At 26.9% G+C, this 24,063-nt stretch carries 28 protein-coding genes; 17 read left to right on the top strand and 11 right to left on the bottom strand.

What is annotated here, in order from left to right; translation table 11 throughout:
- The first annotated feature begins 4 nt into the window (after positions 1-4).
- Positions 5-808 (top strand): ion transporter, encoded by an 804-nt coding sequence (locus tag ACKU4C_RS09250; RefSeq protein WP_321311585.1) that lies wholly within the window; start codon positions 5-7, stop codon positions 806-808.
- Complete coding sequence (locus tag ACKU4C_RS09245; RefSeq protein ID WP_321311584.1) at positions 808-1,569, top strand: hypothetical protein; 762 nt, start codon at positions 808-810, stop codon at positions 1,567-1,569. Before ACKU4C_RS09250 ends, ACKU4C_RS09245 begins: the two co-directional genes overlap by 1 nt.
- Here ACKU4C_RS09245 and upp read toward each other — a convergent pair.
- Positions 1,566-2,186, bottom strand: coding sequence for a uracil phosphoribosyltransferase (gene upp / locus ACKU4C_RS09240; protein ID WP_321311583.1), 621 nt, complete (start codon positions 2,184-2,186; stop codon positions 1,566-1,568). The two genes, ACKU4C_RS09245 and upp, sit on opposite strands and share 4 nt — an antisense overlap.
- Positions 2,187-2,313: 127 nt before the next feature.
- Between upp and ACKU4C_RS09235 the strand changes: the two genes are divergently transcribed.
- From ACKU4C_RS09235 to ACKU4C_RS09215, 5 genes are all read left to right on the top strand, one after another.
- Positions 2,314-3,564, top strand: coding sequence for a uracil-xanthine permease family protein (locus ACKU4C_RS09235; RefSeq protein ID WP_321311582.1), 1,251 nt, complete (start codon positions 2,314-2,316; stop codon positions 3,562-3,564).
- Between the two features lie 83 nt (positions 3,565-3,647).
- Positions 3,648-4,148, top strand: a complete 501-nt coding sequence (locus ACKU4C_RS09230; protein WP_321315859.1) for a YajQ family cyclic di-GMP-binding protein — start codon at positions 3,648-3,650, stop codon at positions 4,146-4,148.
- A gap of 61 nt (positions 4,149-4,209) precedes the next feature.
- Positions 4,210-4,806: a hypothetical protein gene (locus ACKU4C_RS09225; protein WP_321311581.1), complete on the top strand. Its 597-nt coding sequence runs from the start codon at positions 4,210-4,212 to the stop codon at positions 4,804-4,806.
- 62 nt (positions 4,807-4,868) lie between these two features.
- On the top strand, positions 4,869-5,528 hold the full coding sequence (locus tag ACKU4C_RS09220; protein WP_321311580.1) for a response regulator transcription factor: 660 nt from the start codon (positions 4,869-4,871) through the stop codon (positions 5,526-5,528).
- Positions 5,521-6,693, top strand: coding sequence for a HAMP domain-containing sensor histidine kinase (locus ACKU4C_RS09215; RefSeq protein ID WP_321311579.1), 1,173 nt, complete (start codon positions 5,521-5,523; stop codon positions 6,691-6,693). The genes ACKU4C_RS09220 and ACKU4C_RS09215 overlap by 8 nt, the downstream gene beginning before the upstream one ends.
- On the opposite strand, the gene ACKU4C_RS09210 is transcribed toward ACKU4C_RS09215, so the two are convergent.
- The gene (locus ACKU4C_RS09210; RefSeq protein ID WP_321311578.1) at positions 6,680-7,288 is read right to left on the bottom strand and encodes a hypothetical protein; all 609 of its coding nucleotides are present in this window, start codon (positions 7,286-7,288) and stop codon (positions 6,680-6,682) included. The two genes, ACKU4C_RS09215 and ACKU4C_RS09210, sit on opposite strands and share 14 nt — an antisense overlap.
- 80 nt (positions 7,289-7,368) lie before the next feature.
- On the opposite strand from ACKU4C_RS09210, the gene ACKU4C_RS09205 reads away from it, so the two are divergent.
- Entirely contained in the window at positions 7,369-7,941 is a 573-nt protein-coding gene (locus ACKU4C_RS09205; protein ID WP_321311577.1) for an NUDIX hydrolase, read from the top strand.
- A 72-nt stretch (positions 7,942-8,013) separates the two neighbouring features.
- Positions 8,014-8,613 carry a YkgJ family cysteine cluster protein gene (locus ACKU4C_RS09200; RefSeq protein WP_321311576.1) on the top strand — a complete coding sequence of 200 codons (600 nt, stop codon included), beginning with the start codon at positions 8,014-8,016 and terminating at the stop codon, positions 8,611-8,613.
- Positions 8,614-8,667: 54 nt separating this feature from the next.
- On the opposite strand, the gene ACKU4C_RS09195 is transcribed toward ACKU4C_RS09200, so the two are convergent.
- Positions 8,668-9,657: a phospholipase A gene (locus ACKU4C_RS09195; RefSeq protein WP_321311575.1), complete on the bottom strand. Its 990-nt coding sequence runs from the start codon at positions 9,655-9,657 to the stop codon at positions 8,668-8,670.
- Positions 9,658-9,788: 131 nt separating this feature from the next.
- On the bottom strand, positions 9,789-11,201 hold the full coding sequence (locus ACKU4C_RS09190; protein ID WP_321315858.1) for a methyl-accepting chemotaxis protein: 1,413 nt from the start codon (positions 11,199-11,201) through the stop codon (positions 9,789-9,791).
- Positions 11,202-11,491: 290 nt separating this feature from the next.
- On the opposite strand from ACKU4C_RS09190, the gene rpe reads away from it, so the two are divergent.
- From rpe to ACKU4C_RS09170, 4 genes are read left to right on the top strand one after another with little or no spacing between them, the layout of a single operon-like run.
- The gene (gene rpe / locus ACKU4C_RS09185; protein WP_321311574.1) at positions 11,492-12,133 is read left to right on the top strand and encodes a ribulose-phosphate 3-epimerase; all 642 of its coding nucleotides are present in this window, start codon (positions 11,492-11,494) and stop codon (positions 12,131-12,133) included.
- A 1-nt stretch (position 12,134) separates the two neighbouring features.
- Entirely contained in the window at positions 12,135-12,725 is a 591-nt protein-coding gene (locus ACKU4C_RS09180) for a phosphoribosylanthranilate isomerase (RefSeq protein WP_321311573.1), read from the top strand.
- Entirely contained in the window at positions 12,715-13,548 is an 834-nt protein-coding gene (locus ACKU4C_RS09175) for a 3'-5' exonuclease (protein ID WP_321311572.1), read from the top strand. Before ACKU4C_RS09180 ends, ACKU4C_RS09175 begins: the two co-directional genes overlap by 11 nt.
- Positions 13,548-14,087 (top strand): HD domain-containing protein, encoded by a 540-nt coding sequence (locus tag ACKU4C_RS09170; RefSeq protein ID WP_321311571.1) that lies wholly within the window; start codon positions 13,548-13,550, stop codon positions 14,085-14,087. Before ACKU4C_RS09175 ends, ACKU4C_RS09170 begins: the two co-directional genes overlap by 1 nt.
- A 2-nt stretch (positions 14,088-14,089) precedes the next feature.
- On the opposite strand, the gene ACKU4C_RS09165 is transcribed toward ACKU4C_RS09170, so the two are convergent.
- The 6 genes from ACKU4C_RS09165 to ACKU4C_RS09140 form a co-directional block, all read right to left on the bottom strand.
- Positions 14,090-15,961, bottom strand: coding sequence for an ATP-binding protein (locus tag ACKU4C_RS09165; RefSeq protein ID WP_321311570.1), 1,872 nt, complete (start codon positions 15,959-15,961; stop codon positions 14,090-14,092).
- On the bottom strand, positions 15,954-17,405 hold the full coding sequence (locus tag ACKU4C_RS09160) for an extracellular solute-binding protein (RefSeq protein ID WP_321311569.1): 1,452 nt from the start codon (positions 17,403-17,405) through the stop codon (positions 15,954-15,956). Before ACKU4C_RS09160 ends, ACKU4C_RS09165 begins: the two co-directional genes overlap by 8 nt.
- Positions 17,406-17,528: 123 nt before the next feature.
- Positions 17,529-18,086, bottom strand: coding sequence for a 2-oxoacid:acceptor oxidoreductase family protein (locus tag ACKU4C_RS09155; RefSeq protein ID WP_321311568.1), 558 nt, complete (start codon positions 18,084-18,086; stop codon positions 17,529-17,531).
- Between the two features lie 10 nt (positions 18,087-18,096).
- The gene (locus ACKU4C_RS09150) at positions 18,097-18,930 is read right to left on the bottom strand and encodes a 2-oxoglutarate ferredoxin oxidoreductase subunit beta (RefSeq protein ID WP_321311567.1); all 834 of its coding nucleotides are present in this window, start codon (positions 18,928-18,930) and stop codon (positions 18,097-18,099) included.
- 1 nt (position 18,931) lies between these two features.
- Positions 18,932-20,062, bottom strand: a complete 1,131-nt coding sequence (locus ACKU4C_RS09145; protein ID WP_321311566.1) for a 2-oxoglutarate synthase subunit alpha — start codon at positions 20,060-20,062, stop codon at positions 18,932-18,934.
- 9 nt (positions 20,063-20,071) lie between these two features.
- Entirely contained in the window at positions 20,072-20,389 is a 318-nt protein-coding gene (locus ACKU4C_RS09140) for a 4Fe-4S dicluster domain-containing protein (RefSeq protein WP_321311565.1), read from the bottom strand.
- Between the two features lie 288 nt (positions 20,390-20,677).
- Between ACKU4C_RS09140 and ACKU4C_RS09135 the strand changes: the two genes are divergently transcribed.
- The 4 genes from ACKU4C_RS09135 to trpC all read left to right on the top strand — a co-directional run bounded on the left by ACKU4C_RS09135 (position 20,678) and on the right by trpC (position 23,830).
- Positions 20,678-21,388, top strand: coding sequence for a methyltransferase (locus tag ACKU4C_RS09135; protein ID WP_321311564.1), 711 nt, complete (start codon positions 20,678-20,680; stop codon positions 21,386-21,388).
- The gene (locus ACKU4C_RS09130; protein ID WP_321311563.1) at positions 21,385-21,765 is read left to right on the top strand and encodes a YkgJ family cysteine cluster protein; all 381 of its coding nucleotides are present in this window, start codon (positions 21,385-21,387) and stop codon (positions 21,763-21,765) included. The genes ACKU4C_RS09135 and ACKU4C_RS09130 overlap by 4 nt, the downstream gene beginning before the upstream one ends.
- Before the next feature lie 116 nt (positions 21,766-21,881).
- Entirely contained in the window at positions 21,882-23,042 is a 1,161-nt protein-coding gene (locus ACKU4C_RS09125) for a hypothetical protein (protein ID WP_321311562.1), read from the top strand.
- Positions 23,039-23,830: an indole-3-glycerol phosphate synthase TrpC gene (trpC, locus tag ACKU4C_RS09120; RefSeq protein ID WP_321311561.1), complete on the top strand. Its 792-nt coding sequence runs from the start codon at positions 23,039-23,041 to the stop codon at positions 23,828-23,830. The genes ACKU4C_RS09125 and trpC overlap by 4 nt, the downstream gene beginning before the upstream one ends.
- Here the strand turns inward: trpC and ACKU4C_RS09115 are convergent.
- Positions 23,827-24,063, bottom strand: coding sequence for a hypothetical protein (locus tag ACKU4C_RS09115; protein ID WP_321311560.1), 237 nt, complete (start codon positions 24,061-24,063; stop codon positions 23,827-23,829). The two genes, trpC and ACKU4C_RS09115, sit on opposite strands and share 4 nt — an antisense overlap.

Below are 24,063 nucleotides of genomic sequence, written 5' to 3'. Positions count from 1 at the left end.
TAAAATGGGTATTGTTCAAAAGATTGAAGAGATTAGAGATGCGAGATGGTTTTCTAATTTAACAACTTTTATTATCTTAGCCTATGCTTCAGTATTAGGTTTTAAAACAATTGGTGAAGTTGAAGAACATTATGCTTTATTTTTAACATTTGCTGACTCTTTTGTAACTATATATTTTGTATTTGAAATAGCTATAAAAATGGTTGCAGAAAAAAAGTTTATTAATTTTTTTAAATCAGGCTGGAATGTTTTTGATTTTGTTATCGTAGTAATTACTCTTTTACCTTTAGAACAATCAGGCTTTGCTGCTGTTGCAAGGGTACTTAGAGTATTTAGAGTTCTAAGACTCTTTACCGCACGACCAGAATTAAAAGCAATAATAGATATGTTAATAAGAGCTATCCCTTCAATTATTGATATCGTAATATTAATGTTTATAATCTTTTATATTTATGCGATTGTAGGTAATTTTTATTTTAGTGATTTACCATCAGGTCTTTGGAAAGACTTTTTAGTATCAATGTTAACACTATTTAGAGTTTTAACATTTGAAGATTGGACTGATGTAATGTATGAAGCTATGGAGGTTTATCCTTGGGCATGGATATATTTCGTTTCTTTTGTTATTATAGCAGCTTTTGTATTTTTCAATCTTTTTGTTGCAGTTATTATTGGAGAGATGCAAAAAATACAAGAATCTGATTTTCATGATGAGATGCATGAAGATAGTAAAAAATTAGATATTTTACTTTCTGAAATAAAAGTTTTAAGGGAAGAGGTTCAAGAATTAAGAGGTAAAAAAGAGTAATGAAAACTTTTTCTATTTTAGGTACTGGATGGTTAGGGCTAGCTTTAGCAAAAGAGTTAAAAAATGATTATAATGTAAAAGTATCTATTAGAGATTTAGAAAAAGAAAAATCTATGATAAGTGAGGGGGTATCCCCTTACTTATTAGATGAAGACAACTTGGAAAATATAGATACTCTATTAGAATCAGATTTTATTTTTATAAACTTTCCTCCAAGAAAATCAAAAAATTATATTGGCTTTTTGGATAAAATTTACTCAAATATTAAATCAAAAAATAAAAAAGTGATATTTATTAGTTCAACTTCAATATATTCTAATAAAGAGGGAATATATAATGAAAATTCAACATTAAATGAGTTAAATTCATCTTTAGTATATAAAGCAGAAGAATTAGTTAAATCAAAAACAGATGTAATCTTCAGATGTAGTGGTCTTATGGGATATAATAGAGTTGCTGGGAGATATTTTGCAGGGAAAACTTTAGACTGTGAAGATTCAAAAATTAATTATGTTCATAGAGATGATGTAATTGAGGCAGTAAAATTTGTAATTGAAAATAATATAAATGGTATTTTTAATTTATGTTCAAAAAACCATCCAACAAAAAAAGAGATTTATACTCATAATGCTAAAAAATTTGGTTTTAAAGAGATTATTTTTAAAGATAAAAAAGATTATGGAAATAGAATTATAGATGGAAGTAAAATTGAAAGATTAGGATTTAGGTATAAATACCCAAATCCACTAGATTATCCTTAGTTTGTATTAAATGCTCTATCTCCTGCATCACCAAGACCAGGTCTAATATATTTATTTTCATCTAATCTATCATCTATTTGAGCAATATAGATATCAACATCAGGGTGTGCTTCAACTACTGCATTTACCCCTTCAGGAGCACCTAAAATATTTAAAGAGATAATCTTTTTAGCTCCTTTAGATTTTAAATAAGAGATACCATCAATTAACGATCCTCCAGTTGCTACCATTGGATCAAGAAGTAAAACAGTTTTATCTTCTAATGGTGGTACATTTTCATAAAAAAGTTTACTCTCTGCTGTTTCTTCATCCCTTTTCATAGCTAAAAATCCACTTCTAGCATATGGTAATGTTCTTAAAATACCTGTTAACATTGGTTCTCCAGCTCTTAAAATAGGTATTAAAACAAGTTTTTGCACTTCTATCATCTCAACATCTAAAGGTCCTTGCCATGTTTCAATATTAGTTGTAATTGTTTTAAAATCATTTAATGCTTCAGATGCAACAATTCTTGAAATCTCTTCAATTGTTAATCTAAATTCATTTGATGCAGTTCTAACATCTCTTAATCTATTTACAAGATGTTTAACTACAATATTTGTACTCTCTTTATACATATTATCTCACTTTTAGAATTTTTTTTATGTTATCGAAAAATTGCTTATAAATTACACATTTATTTACCTTATCTCTTATGTTAGTTTAGATATTATTTAAGTCTAAATTTCTACACGAAGAGGACGTATGAAACCTACAGATTACAATTTTAGAGTCAAAGACTCAATCATCGGTATTCAATTCTTATTTGTTGCTTTTGGTGCATTAGTATTAGTTCCTATTTTAACAGGACTTGATCCTAATGTAGCATTATTCACAGCTGGTATTGGTACTTTAGTTTTTCAATTAGTAAATAGAGGTGCAGTTCCACCAATATTCTTAGCTTCATCATTTGCATTTATTGCGCCAATTTCATATGGTGTTAAAACTTGGGGTATTGCTGCAACTATGTCAGGACTTATTGCCGCTGGTTTATTATATGTTGTACTAAGTTTTTTAATTAGAGCAAAAGGTGACCAATTTATTCATAAACTATTACCAGCAACTGTTGTAGGACCAGTAGTAATATCTATTGGACTAATCTTATCTCCTGTTGCAGTGAATATGGCAATGGGAAAATCAGGTGATGGTTCAATTGTTATTGTACCTTTTGAAAATGCAATTATAATTTCAATGGTTGCTTTATTCTCAATGATGTTTATTTCCTTGTTAGCTAAAGGTATTTTTAGATTAGTACCAATTTTAGGAGCTATTATTATAAGTTATATTGTTGCAATTTTCATGGGAGTAGTTGATTTCTCTCCTGTATCAAATGCTGCATGGTTCGCAATTCCTAGTTTTACAGCACCAGAATTTAATTGGCAAGCAATTTTATTTATTCTTCCAATTGCAATTGCACCAGCTATTGAGCATATTGGTGATATGTTAGCTATCTCAAATGTAACAAAAAATGATTATCTAAAAAAACCAGGTCTTAAAAATACATTATTAGGTGATGGATTAGCAACTTCAGTTGCAGCACTATTTGGTGGTCCACCAAATACTACATATTCTGAAGTAACAGGTGCTGTTACTGTTACAAAAGCATATAATCCAGCAATTATGACTTGGGCAGCTATTGCAGCTGTTGTACTTGCATTTGTAGGTAAATTAGGTGGGATTTTAGCTACTATTCCTGTTCCTGTTATGGGTGGAATTATGTTACTTTTATTTGGAATTATAGCAAGTGTTGGTATCTCAACTTTAGTTAGAGCAAATATAGATTTCAATTGTCCTAGAAATCTTATTATTATTTCAATAATTTTAGTATTTTCTATTGGTGGAATGACATTTAATTTTGGTGGTGTTCCTTTTTCTGGTATTGGGCTTGGTGCTATTACAGGTATAGTTTTAAATTTAATCTTACCACAACCTAGAAAAGACGATCATATAATTTAAAAAAAAAGGGGATTTCCCCCTTTTTAACTCTTTTAAAACTTACATTTTCTTATAATAAAAATAAATATTAAAAAACAGGATTTATAATGGCAAAAGAACACAGCTTTGATATTTCTGCTAAGCTTGATCTTCAAGAGATGAAAAATGCAGTTGTACAGACTCAAAAAGAGATTGAAAATAGATATGACTTTAAAGGTATAGCAAAAGAGATTGATTTTAATCAAGGAGCTAAAACTTTAACTTTAAACTCTTCAAGTGACAATAAAGTCGAAGCAATGTATGATATTTTAATATCTAAAATGAATAAAAGAGGTATCTCTATAAACTCTTTAGAAGAGTTAAAAAAAGAGGATAGTTCAGGTGGAAATAGAAAATTTACTTATTCAATTGTAGATTCTATTAAAGCTGATGAAGCTAAACAGATACAAGTTGAAATTAAAAAATTAAAACTAAAAGTAAAAGCAGTAAATCAAGGTGATGAAATAAGAGTCACTGGAAAAAATATTGATGATTTACAAACAATTATGAAACACCTAAAAAGCCTAGAATTCAAATCTCCATTGGTTTTTGACAACTTTAGATAGATTTTGAAATCAAAATGATACCTTAAGTTGATATTATTACTTCAACTTAAGGATTAAAATAATGAAAGACTTTGATTATTCAATTAAATATACAAAAACAGAAGAGATTGCTTTAAAAGAGTGTAATAAAATTGAAAAGATAAGGTCTAGACTTTTTTGTTTAGGTCTTATTGGTTCTCACTCAAATTGTTCTAGCTTTGGTAGTGCTTCAATAAGATATAATAAAAATAAAAATTCATTTGTTATTACTGGAAAAGATACAGGTGAATTTCCTAAACTTAATGCAAACTATTATTCTTTTGTAAAAAAAGTTGACTTCACTAAACAAAAGATGTTTTGTGTTGGTCCTAATAAACCTTCAAGGGAATGGTTAATTCATTCATATTTATATAATCTAAATATTCAAATTAAAGCAGTAATTGTAGTAAACAATGAAAAAATTTGGGATGTGATGTATAGTAATGAATCTTTAAAAGTTGATTATGATAATTTAGATAAGAAAGAGATATTTGATGAATTATATGAAAATATAGATCCCTTTTTGAATAATTCATTTATTATTGATGGAAATGATTTTTCTTTGGTTACTTTTGGAAAAACATTAAGTGAAGCAGAAAAAGCACTTTATAATATAATAAAAAAAGTCTTAAAGCATTAATACACACTTGATAAACAAATTTTTTGTATAATATTTTAATTATCTAATTAAAGGATTATATATTGAAAGTTTTACTATTAGAAGATGACCCTGCATTAAACGATTTGTTAAATGAACACCTTGAGGATAAAGGCTATGATGTAACACTTTGTACTAATGGTCAAGAAGCTTTAGAGTACTTAATTGACAATATATATGATTTAGCTCTTTTAGATATAAATACTCCAATAATGACTGGTCTTGAGGTTTTAAAAACATTAAGAGATGATTATAAGAATAGAACGCCAATTATAATATTAACAGCCTATCAAGATACTAAACGTCTAAAAGAATCTTTTGAAAATGGTGTTGATGATTATATAAAAAAGCCTTTTGATTTAGAAGAATTGGATCAAAGAATAATAAAGTTATGTAAACAATTTTTTATAGAGCAATCAAATGAAGTAAAGATAAATGATACAACAAATTTTTTACCAGAGACTTGTCAGATTAGAATTGGAACTATTACAAAAAATATTGCTCAAAAAGAAAGAGATATTTTAAAATATTTTATTAAACATAAAAATAGAGTTATCTCAAGTGAGGAATTATTACAAAATATTTGGGTTTATGAAGAGATGCCAACAGATGCAACTATTAGAGTATATATAAAAAATCTTAGAGAAATACTTGGAAAAGATAGTATTCAAACAATAAGAGGCATAGGATATAAATTTGAATAATGATGAGAGAAAAGCTTTAATTAGTTTTTTATCAATATATATGGGTTCAGCTATTTTTTTAATAGGAATCTTACTTTACATATATTATCAAGATGAAGTTGAATCTTTACAAAAAACATGTAGCATGGAGTTAAATAATGCTTCTATGAATATTAAAGCAGATATATTAAACTCTTTTATGCATAATAAAAAATTTGTACCTAAAAAACTTAAAGAGGATGATATAAAATATGCACTTTTTGATGGAGATAAAAAAGTAATTTATTCCTATTTAGAGGGAAAAGATTTTATAAAATTTAAAAATAATTTTTATGAGAATGGAAGTTTTCATTATTTTGTATCTAAAATAGATGAAATTGGAATACCAATAAAATACATTGTAATGGAGACTTGCAGGGGAGTACAAAGTAGGGATAAACTTAGGATTTATACTGTGTTAGCTTTTATTTTTAGTTCTATATTTGTAGGATTGATAGCTATTTTCCTTGCAAGAATTTTATTAAAACCAGTTAGAGATAAGGTTGTTCATCTAGATAATTTTATAAAAGATTCTGCCCATGAGTTAAATACTCCTGTTTCTGTATTAATGACTTCTGTTTCAATGTTGAAAAAAGGTAAGAATCCTGAAAAAATGATGAAATATATTTTAAGTAGTTCAAAACAGATTTCACAAATATACAATGATATACATTTTTCAGCTTTTAATGATTTTCAAGAAAATATTGATGAAAGAATTAGTTTAGATGAACTAATAAACGAAAGTGTAGAGTTCTTTAATGATATTTCTATTACTAAAAATATTAAAATTGAAACCGAATTAGAAAAATTTGAAATATTGATGGATAAAACAAAAACACAAAAATTAATAAATAATCTTATATCCAATGCTGTTAAATATAGTAAAAATGGTTCGATTATAAGTATAAAATTAAAAAATGGAATATTCTCTGTTCAAGATTTTGGTATAGGTATTTCAAAAGAGGAACAAGAAGAGATTTTTAAGAGGTACAAAAGAGGCATAAATAGTGAAGGGGGATTTGGTATAGGCTTAGATATTGTAAAAAGAGTTTGTAACGATTATAGATTAAAACTCTCTTTACAATCTAAAATAGATGAAGGTTCTACTTTTTATATCGATTTTAATAAAATTGCTATTTCCCAATAGAATTAATATTTAATCTTATTTTGATATCTTTATCATCATGAATTGTATCAATAGTTGAACCTATTGATCTATGATTATGGTTTGATAGTTCACCTTGAAGAGATTGAAATACATGCCAAAATCTTTCGTTGAATACAGAATTGATAACTTTTATTTTATTTTTAAAAATATCATCAACTATGATTTTTATTAATTCATAATAGATAATTTTGTTTGTTTCCCTTTGAATTCTATAGTTTTTCATAATTATTAGATTATTCCTGTAGATTCTTTTTTCCTCTTCAGTGTATTCTTTATGCTCTTTAGTCTTTTCTATTTCTGCATCTAAATATTCAACTAACTTGTCTATTTCTACTCTACAAATCTCTTTTAAATCGGGTCTTATTTTTAAAATTTCGTTTAATAAATCTTCATCATTTAATCTTTTCCCTTCAATATTATGAGAATAAACATGCCCTTTTTCATAATCGTGATGTAAGGCCTTATATATTTGAAAAGCAGGGTAAATATATGTATATTTATCATCTTTACCACTTTTGAAACTTATTCCATGTGCTGAAATCATCTCTTTAGGACCTGTATATTTAAGTATCATTTAGAAAACCTTTGTATGTATAAAAATTTAATTTACTATTATTTTATACAAATAAAATTAAAATACACGAAAGGTTTTTAATGAATAACAAAATTGAAGAGTTTAAAACAAGTGATTTAGAGGATACAAAGTATGTACATCCTGTAAAAATATCATATATACAAAATGGTATTCCAAAAAACTGGGAAGCAGTAAAAAGTTTTGATTCAGTTGCTGTATTACTTTTTCATAAAGAAAAAAATGCATTTTTATTAGTTAAACAATTTAGACCACCTGTTTATTTAAATGATACCTCAAAAGTGTGTACATATGAATTATGTGCAGGGATTGTCGATAAAAATAAACCATTGGACAAAATTGTACAAGAAGAGATTGATGAAGAATGCGGCTATGACGTACCTTTAAATGATATTGAGAAGATAACTTCTTTTTATACAAATGTTGGTGTAAGTGGTGGCTGTCAAACTTTATATTATGCACAAATAGATGAAAGTATGAAAAAACATAGAGGAGGTGGAATAAATGATGAAGAGATTGAACTTTTATACCTACCTTTAGAGGATTATAAAGAGTTTATGTTTGATGAAAGTAAAGCAAAAACGCCAGGTTTATTATTCTCTTTTCTTTGGTTTTTAGAAAATAAAAAACTTTAATAGATTTAAATATTTAAATTTCTACAAATTTTAAATATTTTAAGATAAATACTCTATCAATAAAGGTGACTATTGAAATATATTTATGAAGAGATGACTAAAAAAGTGTTTGTAAACATAAAAGATGTTGGAAAAACATATTTTAGTTCTTGCGATAATTGTGAAAATAATTGTTGCAGTGCCCCAATGGTAGTTTTTGCTCCATTAGTTTTGGATGATTTTCAATATGTGTATAAAAATTTTCCTATTCAGTTTGCATATATTAATAAAGAACTAAAAGCTTTAATGCTTATTAATAAAGGTGAAGGTAGTTGTAAATATTATAAAGATAATAAATGTCAGATTTATGAAGAACGACCACCTGCTTGTAAAATGTTCCCTATATCACCTTTTTTAAATGATTTTTATATTAGTAGTAAATGTCAAGCTTTATCATCAGATGCCTCAAAAGGAAAATTGATTTGTGATGAGAAATCTGTTAATGATGATTTTTTACATCCAAGAGTTAATAATTTCGTAGAAAAACTAGAAAATACAACAAAATTTTTAGACACTATAAAAGATGATTTAGTAAAAAGTATAAAAGTTTCTGGTACCCAATTATATAATTATGATGGTCAAAGTGATAATTTATATATTGATATGTATAAAAACTCTTTAGTACATCTTTAAATAGAGTTTTGTTAAATGTAATAAGAATTAAAAACTTATATGTTAATTTAGCTCTTATCTAGATAAAGATATACCAAATCCAATCCTATTTATCTCTTTATCGTAATCTATTAAACTATCACCATAACCTGTTGATGCTTGTATATATCCAAAGGTATTATTAGACCCAAAAAATGGAAATGTCCAATCAAGTTGTGCAAAACCTTTATTGTCATCATTAAATCTTAAATTATTTCGAAGTAAAAGTTTAAAAGTATGACTTTTGTAGGCATAAGCAAAAGTTAAATCCCCATAACCTAAATATTTATCAATATCTGGATTATCATCATCATTCTTACTTTCAGGGATTCTATACCATACTCTTGGAGAAATAAACAGATTTCCTGCTTGAAAATATGTTGTAAGATAGATTCTGTTCCATGATCTTGAATCACCTTCTGACTGCCCATTTGATTCATGTAAAAAACCAAATTTAAAACCTTTTAAGGCTGTTTCATCCCTTTTCCCATAAGGTATAGTCATAAATATTTCTGGCTTATAGTTTGTCTCTCTAAAGGGAGCTGAATCTTTATATAATTGCCACCATGAAGTTTGTGTATAACCAAAGTTTATACTTTCATTCATATTAAAAAAGTTAGTTAAGATAGGCTTTTTAACACTTAATTGAAATTTTGCTTCTATTTTTTTTCTATCTACTCTTTTTTTCATATCATAAGAAAAAGGTATAATATAGTTTTCCTCATATGGATAAAGATTAAAAGCACCTGCTAAGATTTGTTGAATAGTTTGTTCTGTTTCTTTATCTTCAATTTTATCTAGAGTTTTAGTTGTAATCTCTTTTGCAATTACTTTTTCTTCATCAAAGTAAGTTTTATTTATATTTTTCTCTTTTAGAGCAATTTCTTTATAAACTTCTAGTGCATTTTTATATTCTTTATTTTTTTCAAATTCTGAAGCTTTTTTATATAAATAATTTAATTGGCTATCAGCAAATAAAAAATTAATAAAAAGTATAAAAAATATTAAAATTTTAATAACTTTCATATTTTATCCTAAAATAGTTTATTGAAATAGTATCAAAAAAATAAAGATAAAACTATAAATTATATAAAATTTATTTTTTAATAAATATTTCTTTAATAAAACAGAGTAATTAATTACTCTATTTTATCAATTTATGATATTTTCCTTTCTCCTACATTTTTTGCTCTTACTTCATCTTTACCTATAAAGTTTTTTTCATTTGCATCACTTAAAATAAGTTTTGCAATTTGATCTGTTTGCGTTGCTACATCATGAGTTTGTGTTGCAATTGAAGCATTTTGCTGAGTTTGTTGATCAAGACTATTAACTGCATCATTGATTTGTTCAATACCTAATTTTTGTTCTTTTGAAGCCGATTCAATATTTTCAATTAGCTCAATTGTTTTTGATATATTTTCAGTTAATTCACTATACCCTACAATCATTTTATTTGATATTGCTTTTCCATTATTTGCTTTTGAAGTAGCATTTTCGACCAAACTTTTTATATCTTTTGCTGCTTCTGCACTTCTACTTGCAAGGTTTCTTACCTCTTGGGCTACAACTGCAAAACCTTTTCCTGCTTCACCAGCAGTTGCTGCTTCAACTGCTGCATTTAATGATAAAATATTTGTTTGAAATGCAATTTGATCTATTATAGTAATAGCTTCATTGATTGCATTTACTTCATTATCTATTTCATTCATTGCAGTTGTAGTTTGTTGTGCTAAATCTTTGCCTTCATTTGCAGAATTAGTTACCTGATTTGCAAATTCTACCATTTTTATTACATTTTGTGTATTTAATGATATATTACTTGTAATCTCTTCTAATGCAGCAGCAGTCTCTTCTAATGATGCAGCAGCTTCATTTGAATTTTGATTTAGAACATTTACATTATGCAGTAAAATATTTGAACTATTATCAAGTGTTAACCCATTTGATTTATTTTCTACCAACATATCATTTACAACATCTGCAAGACTATTTAGTCCAACAGCTGTTTCACCTTCATCATTTATTCTATGAGTAAAATCTAATTCTTGAAAAGATTTTAGTCCTTTTGAAATATTATTTAAATCCCCTGATACTTTTGTAGAAACAATATAAAATAACTCATTTATTCCATTTTTTAGTTCTTCAATTGCTTCATTTGTTGTTGTCTCTTTTATCTCTTGCTTCATAATTCCAGTTTTTGCAATATCAATAGATTTTTTTACTGAATTTATAACTCTTTTTGAATCAGTAATATCTTGTGCAAATTTTACAACTCTTGTGACTTTTCCATTTTTGTCTTTGACAGGAGTGTAAGAAGCTTGAATCCAAATAGAACTTCCATCTTTCTTAAATCTCTCAAACTCATCAATCTGTGATGCACCTTGTGCTAGATTCTTCCAAAAGTTTGAATATTCATTTGATGTTATATAAGCCTTATCACAAAACATTTTGTGATGTTGACCAACAATCTCTTCTAATCTATAACCTAAAGCATTTAAAAAATTTTTATTTGCATGTAGAATAGTTCCATCAGGTTTAAATGAGATTATTGCAAAATTTTCTTCCATTGCAGATAATCTTCCTGCTTGTTCTTCTGTTTTCCCAAAACCAAACATGATGACACTCCTTATAATATTTATTTTCATCTTTGTATTAATTTTGTAAGAATAACAAATAATGGTATTCCAATAGTAATAATTTGGTTAAATTTAATAGAAAAAAATGATACCTTTTAAAAAAAAATAATCATTTTATAAGCATTAGATATTTTTATTTTCCTGATATATTTAAGTTATAAAAAGAAAAATAAAACAATAAAATAGTATAATCGCGACAACTTAATAAAAAAAGGTTTTTAATGCTAGTAGCACCCTCAATATTATCAGCAGATTTTGGAAAATTAAATGAAGAGATAACAGCTATTTGTGATGGTGGTTGTGATCTAATTCATGTTGATGTTATGGATGGACATTTTGTTCCTAATATGACTTTAGGACCAGTTGTTGTAAATCCTGTTGCAAAAATTGCAACAAAACCTCTTGATGTACATTTAATGGTTGAAAATAATACATTTTTTGTTGAGCTTTTTGCTCCTTTAAAGCCTGAGTATATCTCATTTCATATTGAAAGTGAAAAACACCCTCACAGATTAATCCAAAAAATTAGAAGTTATGGAATTAAACCTGCAATTGTTTTAAACCCACACTCTACACCAGAAAGCATTGAATATTTGCTTGAGGATTTAGATATGGTTTTATTAATGTCAGTAAATCCAGGATTTGGTGGACAAAAATTTATTTCTACTGTGGTTGAAAAAACAAGAAAATTAAAAGAGTTAATTAAAAAGAGAAATCCAGCATGTCTAATTGAAGTAGATGGTGGAGTAAATGATAAAAATATACATGAACTTAAAGAAGCTGGAGTTGATGTAGTTGTTGCAGGTTCTTATGTATTTGGAAATGAAGATTATAATAAAGCAATAAAATCTCTACAGGTATAATATGAGAACAAAAATTTGTGGAATAACAAATATAAATGATGCTTTAGATGCTATAGCAGCAGGAGTAGATGCATTAGGTTTTGTCTTTTATGAAAAAAGTGCTAGATATATTAAACCTTTAGAAGCAAAAAAAATAGTTGATGCTTTACCCCCTTTTGTTCAAACTGTTGGACTTTTTGTAAATGAAGATTTTAAAACTATTAATAATATTTGTTTCGAATCAAAAATGCAATTGGCTCAAATAATTGATGATAATAATTACACAGATTTTTCAAAACTTGCTTATAAATATATAAAAGTTGTAAGAGCAAAGTCTAAAGAAGATATTATAAATAATGAAAACTCATATGTTTTAATTGATGCTTTTGTTGAAAGTTTTGGTGGTTCAGGTAAACGTGTTGCTTTAGAATGGTTTGAAAATGTAGATTGTTCTACTTTTATTTTAGCTGGTGGTTTAAGTGAAGAGAATCTAAAAGAGTTAAAACCTTATAATTTTTATGGCGTGGATGTAAGTTCAGCTGTAGAGATAAAAAAAGGGAAAAAAGATAGACAAAAAATGTTTAATTTTGTAAAAGTTGCCAATGAATTATAAAAAGACAAATCATTTTTCAGCAAAACTAGTAGAAAAGTTAAAAAAACACTCTATACCTTTTGATGACTTTCTTATAGAGTTAACAAAAAATAAAGAGAGGTTTTTTGATTCTGCAGAATTAGAATTTGAACTACTTTTAACAAATGGTTTACCTCTTGAAATTGAAAATGATAAAGTTATTTTAAAAACTGCAAAAAACTTAATATCTGAACAAACTTTTTGTATTGTTGATATCGAAACAAATGGTTCACATGTTAGTAAAGGACATCAAATAATTGAAATAGGAGCAGTTAAATATAAAGGTGGTCAAATCATTGACAAGTTTGAATCTTTAGTTTATGCGAAAGATATTCCAGTATATATTCAAGAAGTTACAAATATAACACCTGAAATGTTAGAATCTGCACCTGATTTAAAAAGAGTTTTAAAAGAGTTTAAACTATTTTTAGAGGATGATGTTTTTGTTGCACATGATATTAAGTTTGATTATAATTTCATCTCAAACTCTTTTAATAAATATGATTTAGGAGTGCTTGAAAATAGAAAGCTTTGTACAATAGACTTGGCAAGAAGAACAATTAAAGCCCAAAGGTATGGTCTTAGTTTTTTAAAAGAACTTTTACAAATCAATATAGATAATCATCATAGAGCTTACAGTGATGCTTTAAGTACAACATATATTTTAGAAGAATCTATTAAGCATTTAAATGAAAATGTTAAAACAGTAGAAAATTTAATAGATTTTTCTAAAAATGCAATTCCTTTAGTACCTAAAGTTCAAATAAAACCTAAAAAAGAGATAGAAGAAAAGGAAGAAAAATAATGTTTACTCAAGACAAATATCAAAAAGCATTAAACTTTGCAGCAAAAGCTCATGGTGAGCAGAAAACTACAAATGAATTACCTTATATTACTCATTTAACATCAGTGGCAATGGAAGTAATGCATGCATGCGAGGAATCAAAACTTGAAGTTAAAAAGAGTGACATAGCTATTAGTGTAGCATTACTTCACGATACTATTGAAGATACAGAGATTACTTATGATGATTTATATACAGAGTTTTCTGCCGAGATTGCAGAAGGTGTAGAAGCTTTAACAAAAGATTCTACTCTTTCAAAAAAAGATCAAATGGCAGAGAGTATTAATAGATTGTTAACTCAACCATATGAGATTCAAATGGTAAAACTTGCAGATAGAATAGTAAATTTACAAAAGCCACCAAAATCATGGGATAGTTTAAAAATTCTTAATTATCATAAAGAATCAAAGTTTATATTATCGTGTTTAAAAAATTGTAATTTGTTTTTATCTAAAAGATTAGAAGATAAAATAAACAATTATATAGTTTATATAAAATAGGATTAATCATATTTTTGTGAGGGGATAGTTATTGTGAAAGTAGCTCCATTATAAATTTTACCTTTGTAATTTATCTTTTCATTTGATACTTTTATTGAACCATTCATATGCTCTTCGATCATCTCTTTTGACATATATAAACCTATCCCCGTTCCCTTTTCCCCTTTTGTTGTAAAGTATATGTTAAATATATCATTTATTATATCTTGAGCTATACCTCCAGCATTGTCAGAAATTTTTATTTGGGCACACTTATATTTACAAACATCATCACTTACAAGTGTCTCACATTTTTCTAATTCTTTTGTTTCTATTCTAATAATTTTATCTTTAATATCTTTTTTTTCTAGTTCATCAATTGAATTATTAATAATATTCATTAATACTTGAACAAATTCATTTTTATAACCATAAGCATCTATGCAACCCATATTTTTATCTATTTCAAGTAAGTTATTTTTTATTCTTGATTGTAAGAGAATTAAAGCTTTATCAATAACTTTTTCAATATTAAAATATCTTTGTTTTTTATCAGGTTTCAAATAATCTCTAAAATCATTGATTGTTTGATTTAGATGTTCAACAGAGTGTATTATATTTTCAATAGAGACTGTTAAGAATTCATCATTTAGTTGGTTATACTCTTTTTTTATTTTTATACCTGTTGAGGTACTTAGGATTAAAGATAAAGGTTGTCTCCATTGGTGAGCTATGTTTTCTAACATCTCACCTAATGAGGCCATTTTTGATTGTTGTGTAAGTAGTTTATCTTTTCTATTTAATGAATCTTCTAAATTTATTTTTTCTGTTATATCCATAAATATTCCAAGTACACCAATAACTTCATTTTTACTATTTCTTAGTGGTACTTTTGAAGTAATTACATTAATTGTATTTCCATCTTTTTGTGTAAGTTTTTCTTCAATTTGTAATTTTTCTTTTCCTTCTTTCATAATTTTATTATCATCATCTATAAAATTTTTTGCTTGTTCTTTTTCCCAAGGCATTTCATAATCAGTTTTACCTATCATATCTGATGGAGTATTTAACCCTGCATTATTTAGAATATATTTATTAACTCCTAAGTATCTATTTTTTGTATCTTTCCAAAATATAGCTGCTGGAACAGAATCTATAATTTTTTGCAATAATAATTTTGACTCTTTTATCTCTAATATATTTTTTTCTAAATTATTTTGGGATTTTAGTAGTTCTATCTCAATTCTATTTATCTTTTTATTTAATATTCCTATAACTCCTAAAATACTAAGTATTGTAAATATTATAAAAAACAAACTATAGTACAAAGTTGATTTAATTTGTTCATCAATATATTTTTTTTCATTTTTTTCAACTCTTTTAAATTCTTTAAAGATAAGATTTTCATATTGTGTCAAAAATATAATTTTTTTAATTAACTGATTTATAATATTAAATTTTTCAGTTTCATTTTCTGAAATAAAAAGTTCACCTTTTAGAGTTAAGATAGGTTTCCCTTGTAAGTTATATGTTGATAATAGTTGGTTTGATAATATATCTTTAATCTCATTTATCTCTTTAATTGTTGGGTACCATAGTCTTTCAATTTTATGTTTATTTAAAAAACTGTATCTTTTTAAGTCATTATTGAAATTATATACTGATTCTAACCAGATTTGTTTATTATTTGTAATATCAGTAGTTATAAGTAAATTTTCACTATTGACTTTCATTTTAAGAAAACTATTTTGTAATAATGTTAATTTTGATAATTGTTCATTTAAATTTCTTATTTTTGTTAGTGAAAAATATAAAATGACACTAGTGATTAATAAACCAATTATTAAATATAAGAAACTATAAAAGGTTATCTCTTTAATCTTAAAATCACTCATTAATTGTTTCCTTATAAAATCTTTTTTGTTTCTCCAACCCATAAGTATTGGTTATTTGGTTCCATCTTTTTGCAATTGAGTTTAAAGCCTCTTTAGGAGTTAGCTCTCCTTTGACAACTAAGTTTAAATAGTTTTCAAATACTTTATAATATTCAGAACTTTGGGGTATTTTTAAGTCACTAATCACATTTTTATTCTCAAGTGATTCTAAAATTACATCTAAATAAGCTTTTGCTTCATTTTTTGAAAAGCCATCATTTATCCAATCTTCTAAATTGTCCTTATTAAGATGTGAATATCTTGAAGGATTAATTCCTGATTCACCTTTTGTCACATATTTTTTTGTAATATCTTTTGATGTCATATGTGCAGCAAAATCAAAAGCTTTTTTTAGATTCTCTGAATTTTTATTTACTACAATAACCCAGTTTCCATTTATTGAAGAGGGTGCATTATAGAAATATTCCCATTTATTAGTTTTATTATTAAAAGTTTTATTACTACCAGGAAGTTTCGCATAAGCAATTTTACCTTTTACTATTGATTCTTTTGCATTATTAGCCATTGTTCCTATATCTGCCCAGTCTAATGCCATAGCCACTTCACCTGTTATAAAACTCATTCTAACTTCTGCTGGAGAGTAGTTTTTTATATTAGGTGGAGCAAATTTCATTATCTCTACAAAGTCTTCTAATGCATTTATAAAACCTTCATTATTTATTAAAGGTTTCATATTTTCATCAAAGTAGAAGTAATTGTTATCTGGATATTTGGTGTATGCAGCTGCTTTAGTTAAAAATTGAAAAGTTGTACCATATCCTTTAATTCTACTTTCAGCAAAACCATATTCAATTTTACCATCGTTATCCCAATCCCAACCATTGAAAAACTCAGCAATATCTTTATATTGTTTCCAGGTTTTTGGAGGAGACAGTTCATATTTATATCTTGTTTTAAACTCTTTTTGATATTTAGGATTTTCAAATATATCTTTTCTATAATATAGTATTATACAATCACCATCATAGGGTAAAAAAAAGTATTTTTTATTCCATTTTAAAATATTATTTTTATAAATAGGTAAAATATCATCCCAATCAATTTTTTCTTTAATTTCATCTGGAATTTCAGCAGCATCATTTTTTGATAGTAAGGAACCAGCCCAAGAAGAAAATAATACAAAAATATCATAATTTATGTTTTCATCGTTTAGTGATTCAGATATTTTTTTTGGCATATCTTCCCAACTAGGAGAAACAATATTTATAAATAAATTATGATTTTTCTGGTATTCTAATGCTTCTTTCTTTATAGGTGAAGTTATTTGTTTATCAAAGTTTGGAGTTAATATTATTATTTCATCATAGGTATAGTTGTCTTTTTCTTTACACCCAATAATAGTAAGTATTATTAAAATTGAAAATATAAGTTTTAAGTTTTTCATAAAAAATCCTTATATTATAGAAGTACATTTTATTAGTATTAAACTTAAAGTTTCTAAAGTTTCTAAAGTTATTTTATATAAAAAAGAAATAAGCCCTTTAATTAAAAAAGGACTTATTATAATTTAAGCAGTTGCTTGTTTAGCGTATTTTATACCTAAATCGAAAGCTTTATTGTTTATATCATGTACCTTTTCAGGTACTTTTGAAAGCATTGCTTCTCTTAGTATTTCATCATCAACTGTATGACCGGTCATATAGTTGGCAATTGATAATGCAAGAACTGATTGAGTAATAACATTTCCTACTTCTTCTTTTGCGATTGTAATAATTGGAATTTCATAAATATTCCAAGTTTCTTTATCCTCTTGGGTTGGAGTTACAAGATTTGGTTCAATAACAATTGTACCTCCTGGTTTAACTCCTGATTTAAACTGGTCATAAGATACTTGTGCAACTGAAAGCATAAAGTCAATCTCTCCATCATTTGCATAAGGATATAAAATAGGATCATCTTCTAATGTAATATCAACAACAGTTGCTCCACCTCTTACTTGTGAAGTATATGTTGCAGTTTTTAATCCATATCCACCAGCTTTAATTTTTGCTGCTGCAAAGATTGCACCTGCAAGAAGTACACCTTGTCCACCAACACCTGTAAATCTCATTAATGTTCTAGCCATTGTGTTCTCCTTATAGTTCTACCGCAGTTTTATTTTGGTGTGCTTCTTTAACTTTAGCATACATATCTGTATACTCTTTCGCTTCAGTGTTTTGTTTAAGAATACCAGTTGGAAATATTCCATTTTTCTCAGCATCATCTAATTTATCAAATTTAGTTTTTGCCATACTAATTGAATCGATCCATTCTAAATTTGCCATTGCAGAATTCATTTTATTTTTTCTTCCAAGATTAACGTGACAGTTTGAGAAAATATCAAAGAAAGAGTATCCATTGTGTTCTAAACCTTTTACAAAAACTCTCTCTAGTTTTTTAGGATCAAGCATAGTTTCTCTTGCTACAAAAGATGCACCAGCTCCAATTGCCAAATTACATGCATCAAATGTTGGATCAATATTTCCTCTTTTCATAGTAACGGTCCACATCCCTTGAGGAGTTGTAGGTGAAGTTTGTGAGTTTGTTAATCCATAAATAAAATTATCAATAACAATATGATTAATATCAATATTTCTTCTACAACCATGAATTGTATGATTTCCACCAATTGCTAATCCATCCCCATCTCCTGTTACACAAATAACATGTTTATCAGGATTTGCTAACTTTACACCCGTAGCATATGCAACAGCTCTACCATGAGTTGTATGAATAGTGTTACAGTTAATGTAAGATGAAAATCTTCCAGAACAACCAATTCCAGATACAACACAAACATCATCCATGTTCCATCCTAATTTATCAATTGCTCTAATTAATGCTTTTAAGATAACTCCATCACCACATCCCCAACACCATAGTGTTGGCATTTTATTTGTTCTTAAATATTCATCATAATTAAATGCCATCTTACATTCCTTTCACTTTTTCAATGATTTCTAATGGAGCTATAGGTCTACCGTTCGCTTTAAATAGTTTCTCAAAATCTCTTCTTCCACTAGCTCTTTCTATCTCATCAATATATTGTCCCATATTAAGCTCAATAACTAATGTTTTATCAATTTTATCACATAGCTCTTTTATTTTATTTTCTGGACTTGGCCATAAAGTTATTGGTCTAAACATCCCAACTTTAGTACCTTCTTCCCTTAATCTATTGATCGCTTCTCTTGCTGATAGTGCAACTGAACCATAAGCAATAATCATAATTTCTGCATCATCTAATTTATACTCTTCATAAGAATCAATCTCATCAACATGTGCTTCAACTTTATTGAATAATCTATCAATTAAATTTTGACACATAGTTGCATCTTCTGTTGGGTGTCCATTAAAGTCATGATGAAGTCCTGTATAGTGATATCTATAACCTTTAAACATTGGATTTAATATTGCTGCTTCATCTTTTGGAACATCATAAGGTCTGTAATCTTTTGGATCCCCTTCAAATACTCTTCTTGGTTTTATATTAGCTTTAACTTCTTCTAAAGTAGGTAATACAGCTTTCCCTGACATGTGACCTATTGTTTCGTCTAAAAGTACAAATACAGGTTGCATAAATCTATCTGCAAGGTTAAATGCTCTTACAGTTTCTGTATAACACTCTTCTAAAGTAGAAGCACATACTGTGATTGATTTATAGTCACCATGTGTAGGAGCTTTAGCTTGGTTTACATCACCTTGTTGAACTCTAGTTGGAAGTCCTGTTGAAGGTCCACCTCTCATTACATTTATAATTACTAAAGGAACTTCTGCAATATATCCTAGACCAATATTTTCTGCTTTTAATGAAATCCCTGGCCCTGATGTAGCAGTAAGTGATCTTTTCCCTGACATAGCTGCACCTAATGCAGCACAAATTCCTGCAATCTCATCTTCCATTTGAATTGCTGCACCGCCTGACTTTGGAAGTAAATCAGAGATTGTATGCATAACTTCTGATGATGGAGTAATTGGATACCCGCCAAAAAACTCACATCCAGCATCTACTGCTGCCATTGCAGCTAAATCATTACCCGTTGATATTATCTCTCTTGCCATTACTTCTCCTTATGCACTTAGCACTCTATAATTGTTTTTTTTGATTGCTTCGCCTCTTTGTTTAGCTTCATCAGTTAGCTTAGCAAATTTAAACTCTTTTTTATCTGCAACATATATTGCAAAATCAGGACATGATAGTTCACAGTCATTACAGCCAATACATGATTCCGGAGCTATTATTTGTACCATTGCACCAAGTGTAGAAGTAGGTTCTGGTCTCATAGCCAAAACACCAGCTGGACATACTGATACACAAACATCACATGCTTTACATCTATTTTCATCTACCCAAACAGGTGTGTTTGCAGGAGCATCCATAATTGCCATATTTTCCCCTTAAAAAATTTGATTGATAGTTGAGCAGAAATTCTCAAGTATACTTGAAGAATGATAACTAATTCTGTAATTAAAGTTAATTTAAATATACAATTATAGCGTTTCAATTTCGTTTTTGTTACTTTATGCTACATAAAAAAATATAAATAAAAGTTATATTATACGCTTTGATAGTTTATATAATTTAAAATAATTTTAGATAAAAATATTCATTTTACAACTCACTTTAATTAAATGAATTATTAGATATAATCACAAAAAATTAAGAAAAGGTATTTTTTGGTTTTATATCAACCTAGTAATGGATATTGTTATAATAGTGACACCCATTTTTTATATAATTTTACAATTGAATGTTTAATAAAATTTAAAAATGTAAAAGGTGAAATTTTAGACATAGGAAGTGGAAGTGGGATTTTAGGACTTCTCATTACTAGAGACAATAAAAAACTAAATTTAAATCAATGTGAGATTCAAAAAACTTTTCAGGAGTTATCTACTATAAATGCTAAATGTAATAATATAGATTCTCAAATGTACAAAGGCTCTTTTTTAGAGTTAGAGTTTGACAAACAATTTGATATATGTGTATCAAATCCGCCTTTTTATCATAGTAATGTAATAAAAAGTGAAAATGAAAATCTTAAAATCGCACGATATAATGATAGTATGCCGTTGAATCTTTTTATTAAAAAAGTTTCAAAAGTTTTAAAAAATGATGGAAAATTCTTTTTTTGTTATGATGTAAAACAATTAAAAGAGATTGTAAAACTTTTAGAAGATTGTAAGCTTAATATTGAAGCTATGCAGTTTGTTTATCCTAAAGAGGGTAAAGATGCAACTTTAGTTTTGATTTATGCAAGAAAAAATTCAAAATCTTTATTAAGAGTTTTAGATTCAATATATGTTTTTGAAGATAATGAATTTACACCAAAAGTTAAAAAAATATATGAAATGTGTTCAACACATAGTATAAAAGTAGAGATATGAATATTATAAAAAAAGAAGGTTTTAATTTTGCATTTAATCCAATAGGTTGTGAATCATGTGAAGGTAATTGTTGTATTGGAGAAAGTGGAAATATTTGGATTAAAAAAGAGGAGATGAAAAAATTAAGTAAATTTTTAAATATCTCTTTAGAAGAACTAAAAACCAATTTTTTAGAAAAAAGAGGTTATAGATACAGTATAAAAGAGATTAAGCTATCAGAAAACAATTATGCTTGTAACTTTTTTGATTTAGATAAAAAACAGTGTTCCATATATGATGCAAGACCAATACAGTGTAAAACATTTCCTTTTTGGGAATATTTTAAAACAAGAAAAAATGAGGTGAAAGAAGAGTGTCCAGCTATTATAGATATATAATTTTTATTTTTCTTATTTTTCTTTCAGGTTGTAGTTTAAATAATCAATCTATTGACAATAACTTAATAAAAAAAGACTATAAGTACAAAACTTTTGCTTTGGAAGATAGATACATTATGTTTGCCCTTGAGTATTTAAGACAAGGAAATAAGGAAGAAGCAAGTGATTTGTTTTTAAAACTTTTTGAAAATACATTAAAAGAACAATATTTATTAGAATATACAAAATTAGCATTTAGTTTAAAAAGATATGATGAATTAATTACATATGTAAAAAATAATAAAAATATTCTTGATATAAATAAAAATAGAATTCTAAAAATTTATGTACTGGCACTTATACAAAAAAGTGAATTGGATTTAGCAGAAAAAGAGACAAAAGATCTATTAAAAATAGAAGATGATGAATCAATAAATGAATTATTAGGTAATATTTATATTAAAAAAGAAGAATATAAAAAAGCAGAAGAACTTTATAATAAGCTTTATAAAAATAGTGCTTCAGTAAGTTCATTGTTGAATCTTTCAAATGTAATGTATAACTTTACTAATGAAAAAAATAAAGCAATAAATCTTCTTGAATCTTATGTAAATTTAAGAGGTTGTGGAAATATTGTTTGCTCTAAACTTTTAGAGTTTTATCAAAAAGAAAAAAATATTGAAGGTGTTATATCTATTTTAAAACGTACATATATCACTTTTAAAGATGAAAATAATATAAAAACGCTAGATAGAATCTATAAATTGTTAATGTTTTATTTAGAAAAAAAAGATATAAATGAAGCTATCTCTTTTCTAGAAGATAGTGGGGCAAATGATAACAAACTATTATCTTTATATCGTGCAACAAATAATTATGATAAAGCATATTCATTAGTGAATAAACTTTATAAAGATACTGGAAATATTGATTATTTAGCACAAATTGCAATTGTTGAGTTTGAAATGGCAAAAGATAAGAAAAAAGTTTTAAAAAGTGTAATTAAAAAATTTGAAAATGTTTTAACTGTTCTTGATAATCATGTTTATCAAAACTATTTAGGGTATATTTTAATTGATTTTGATATTGATGTTAAAAAGGGTATTTCTTATGTAAGAAAAGCATTACAGAAAGCACCAAATAATTTAGCATATTTAGATTCGTTAGCTTGGGGTTTATATAAACAAAAAGATTGTAAAAATGCATATATAAATATGAAAAAAGTTGTTGAAGCTGCAGGAACAAATGATAAAGAGATTAAATTACATTGGGAAAAAATTAAGGAGTGTAATAAGTGATTTTAGATGAGATTAATAGAAGAACAAGAGAAGATGTAGAAAAAAGAAAAAAAGATTATTCTCTTGATTGGTTAGGAAGAAGTTTAAGTATAAACCCTTTTCCTCCTAGAGATGTAAAACCATACTTAACATCAACAAAAGAAGAGCCTGTAAGGATTATTGCAGAGGTTAAAAAAGCAAGTCCTAGTAAGGGTGTAATAAAAGAGGATTTTGACCCTTTATTTATTGCACAAGAGTATTCTAAAAATGGAGCAAATGCAATATCTGTATTAACTGAACCACATTACTTTCAAGGTAATTTAGAATATTTAACGCAAATCAGAAGATATGTTCCTACTCCTTTACTTAGAAAAGATTTTATTTTAGATAAATATCAAATAGTTGAAGCTTTAGTATATGGTGCAGATTTTATTTTACTTATTGCAAAAAGCTTAAGTACAAAAGAGTTAAAAGAGCTTTATGATTACGCTTTACACTTAGGTTTAGAAGTTTTAGTTGAGATTCATGATAAAGAGGATTTGAAAAAAGCTATGAAGTGTGGAGCAACTATAATTGGTATAAATCATAGAAACCTTGAAACTTTTGAGATGGATATGACTCTTTGTGAGCAATTGATTCCAATGATTCCAAATGGGAAAATAATTGTTGCAGAATCTGGAGTTTCAAATACTGAAACAATAAAAAGATTAAGTTCAATTGGAGCTGATGCTTTTCTTATAGGGGAACACTTTATGAGAGTACCATCAATCGAGGAAGAGTTGAAAAAGTTTAAAAACTCTTGTGACTAGGGCTTAAATATTAAGTTTAAATTTTCACTGTATTGAAGAACATCTTCATTGTAGACAGGGAAATTTATGCTTTGGTCACTAAATTCTTCACTAGCCATTGCTCTTTGGCTAAGTTCAACTTTAAAAGCTTCTGTAAATTGTTTAATACTACTTTTGGGATTTACTTGAATATTTTGTGGAGAATTAGCTTGTATTGTTGAGTCATATCTATTAAGATTATTAGAAATTTCCAT

This window comes from Halarcobacter sp., assembly GCF_963676935.1.
Taxonomy (GTDB): Bacteria; Campylobacterota; Campylobacteria; order Campylobacterales; family Arcobacteraceae; genus Halarcobacter.
Note: the sequence above shows the minus strand (reverse complement) of the source record. Positions and strands in the feature narration are given on the sequence as shown.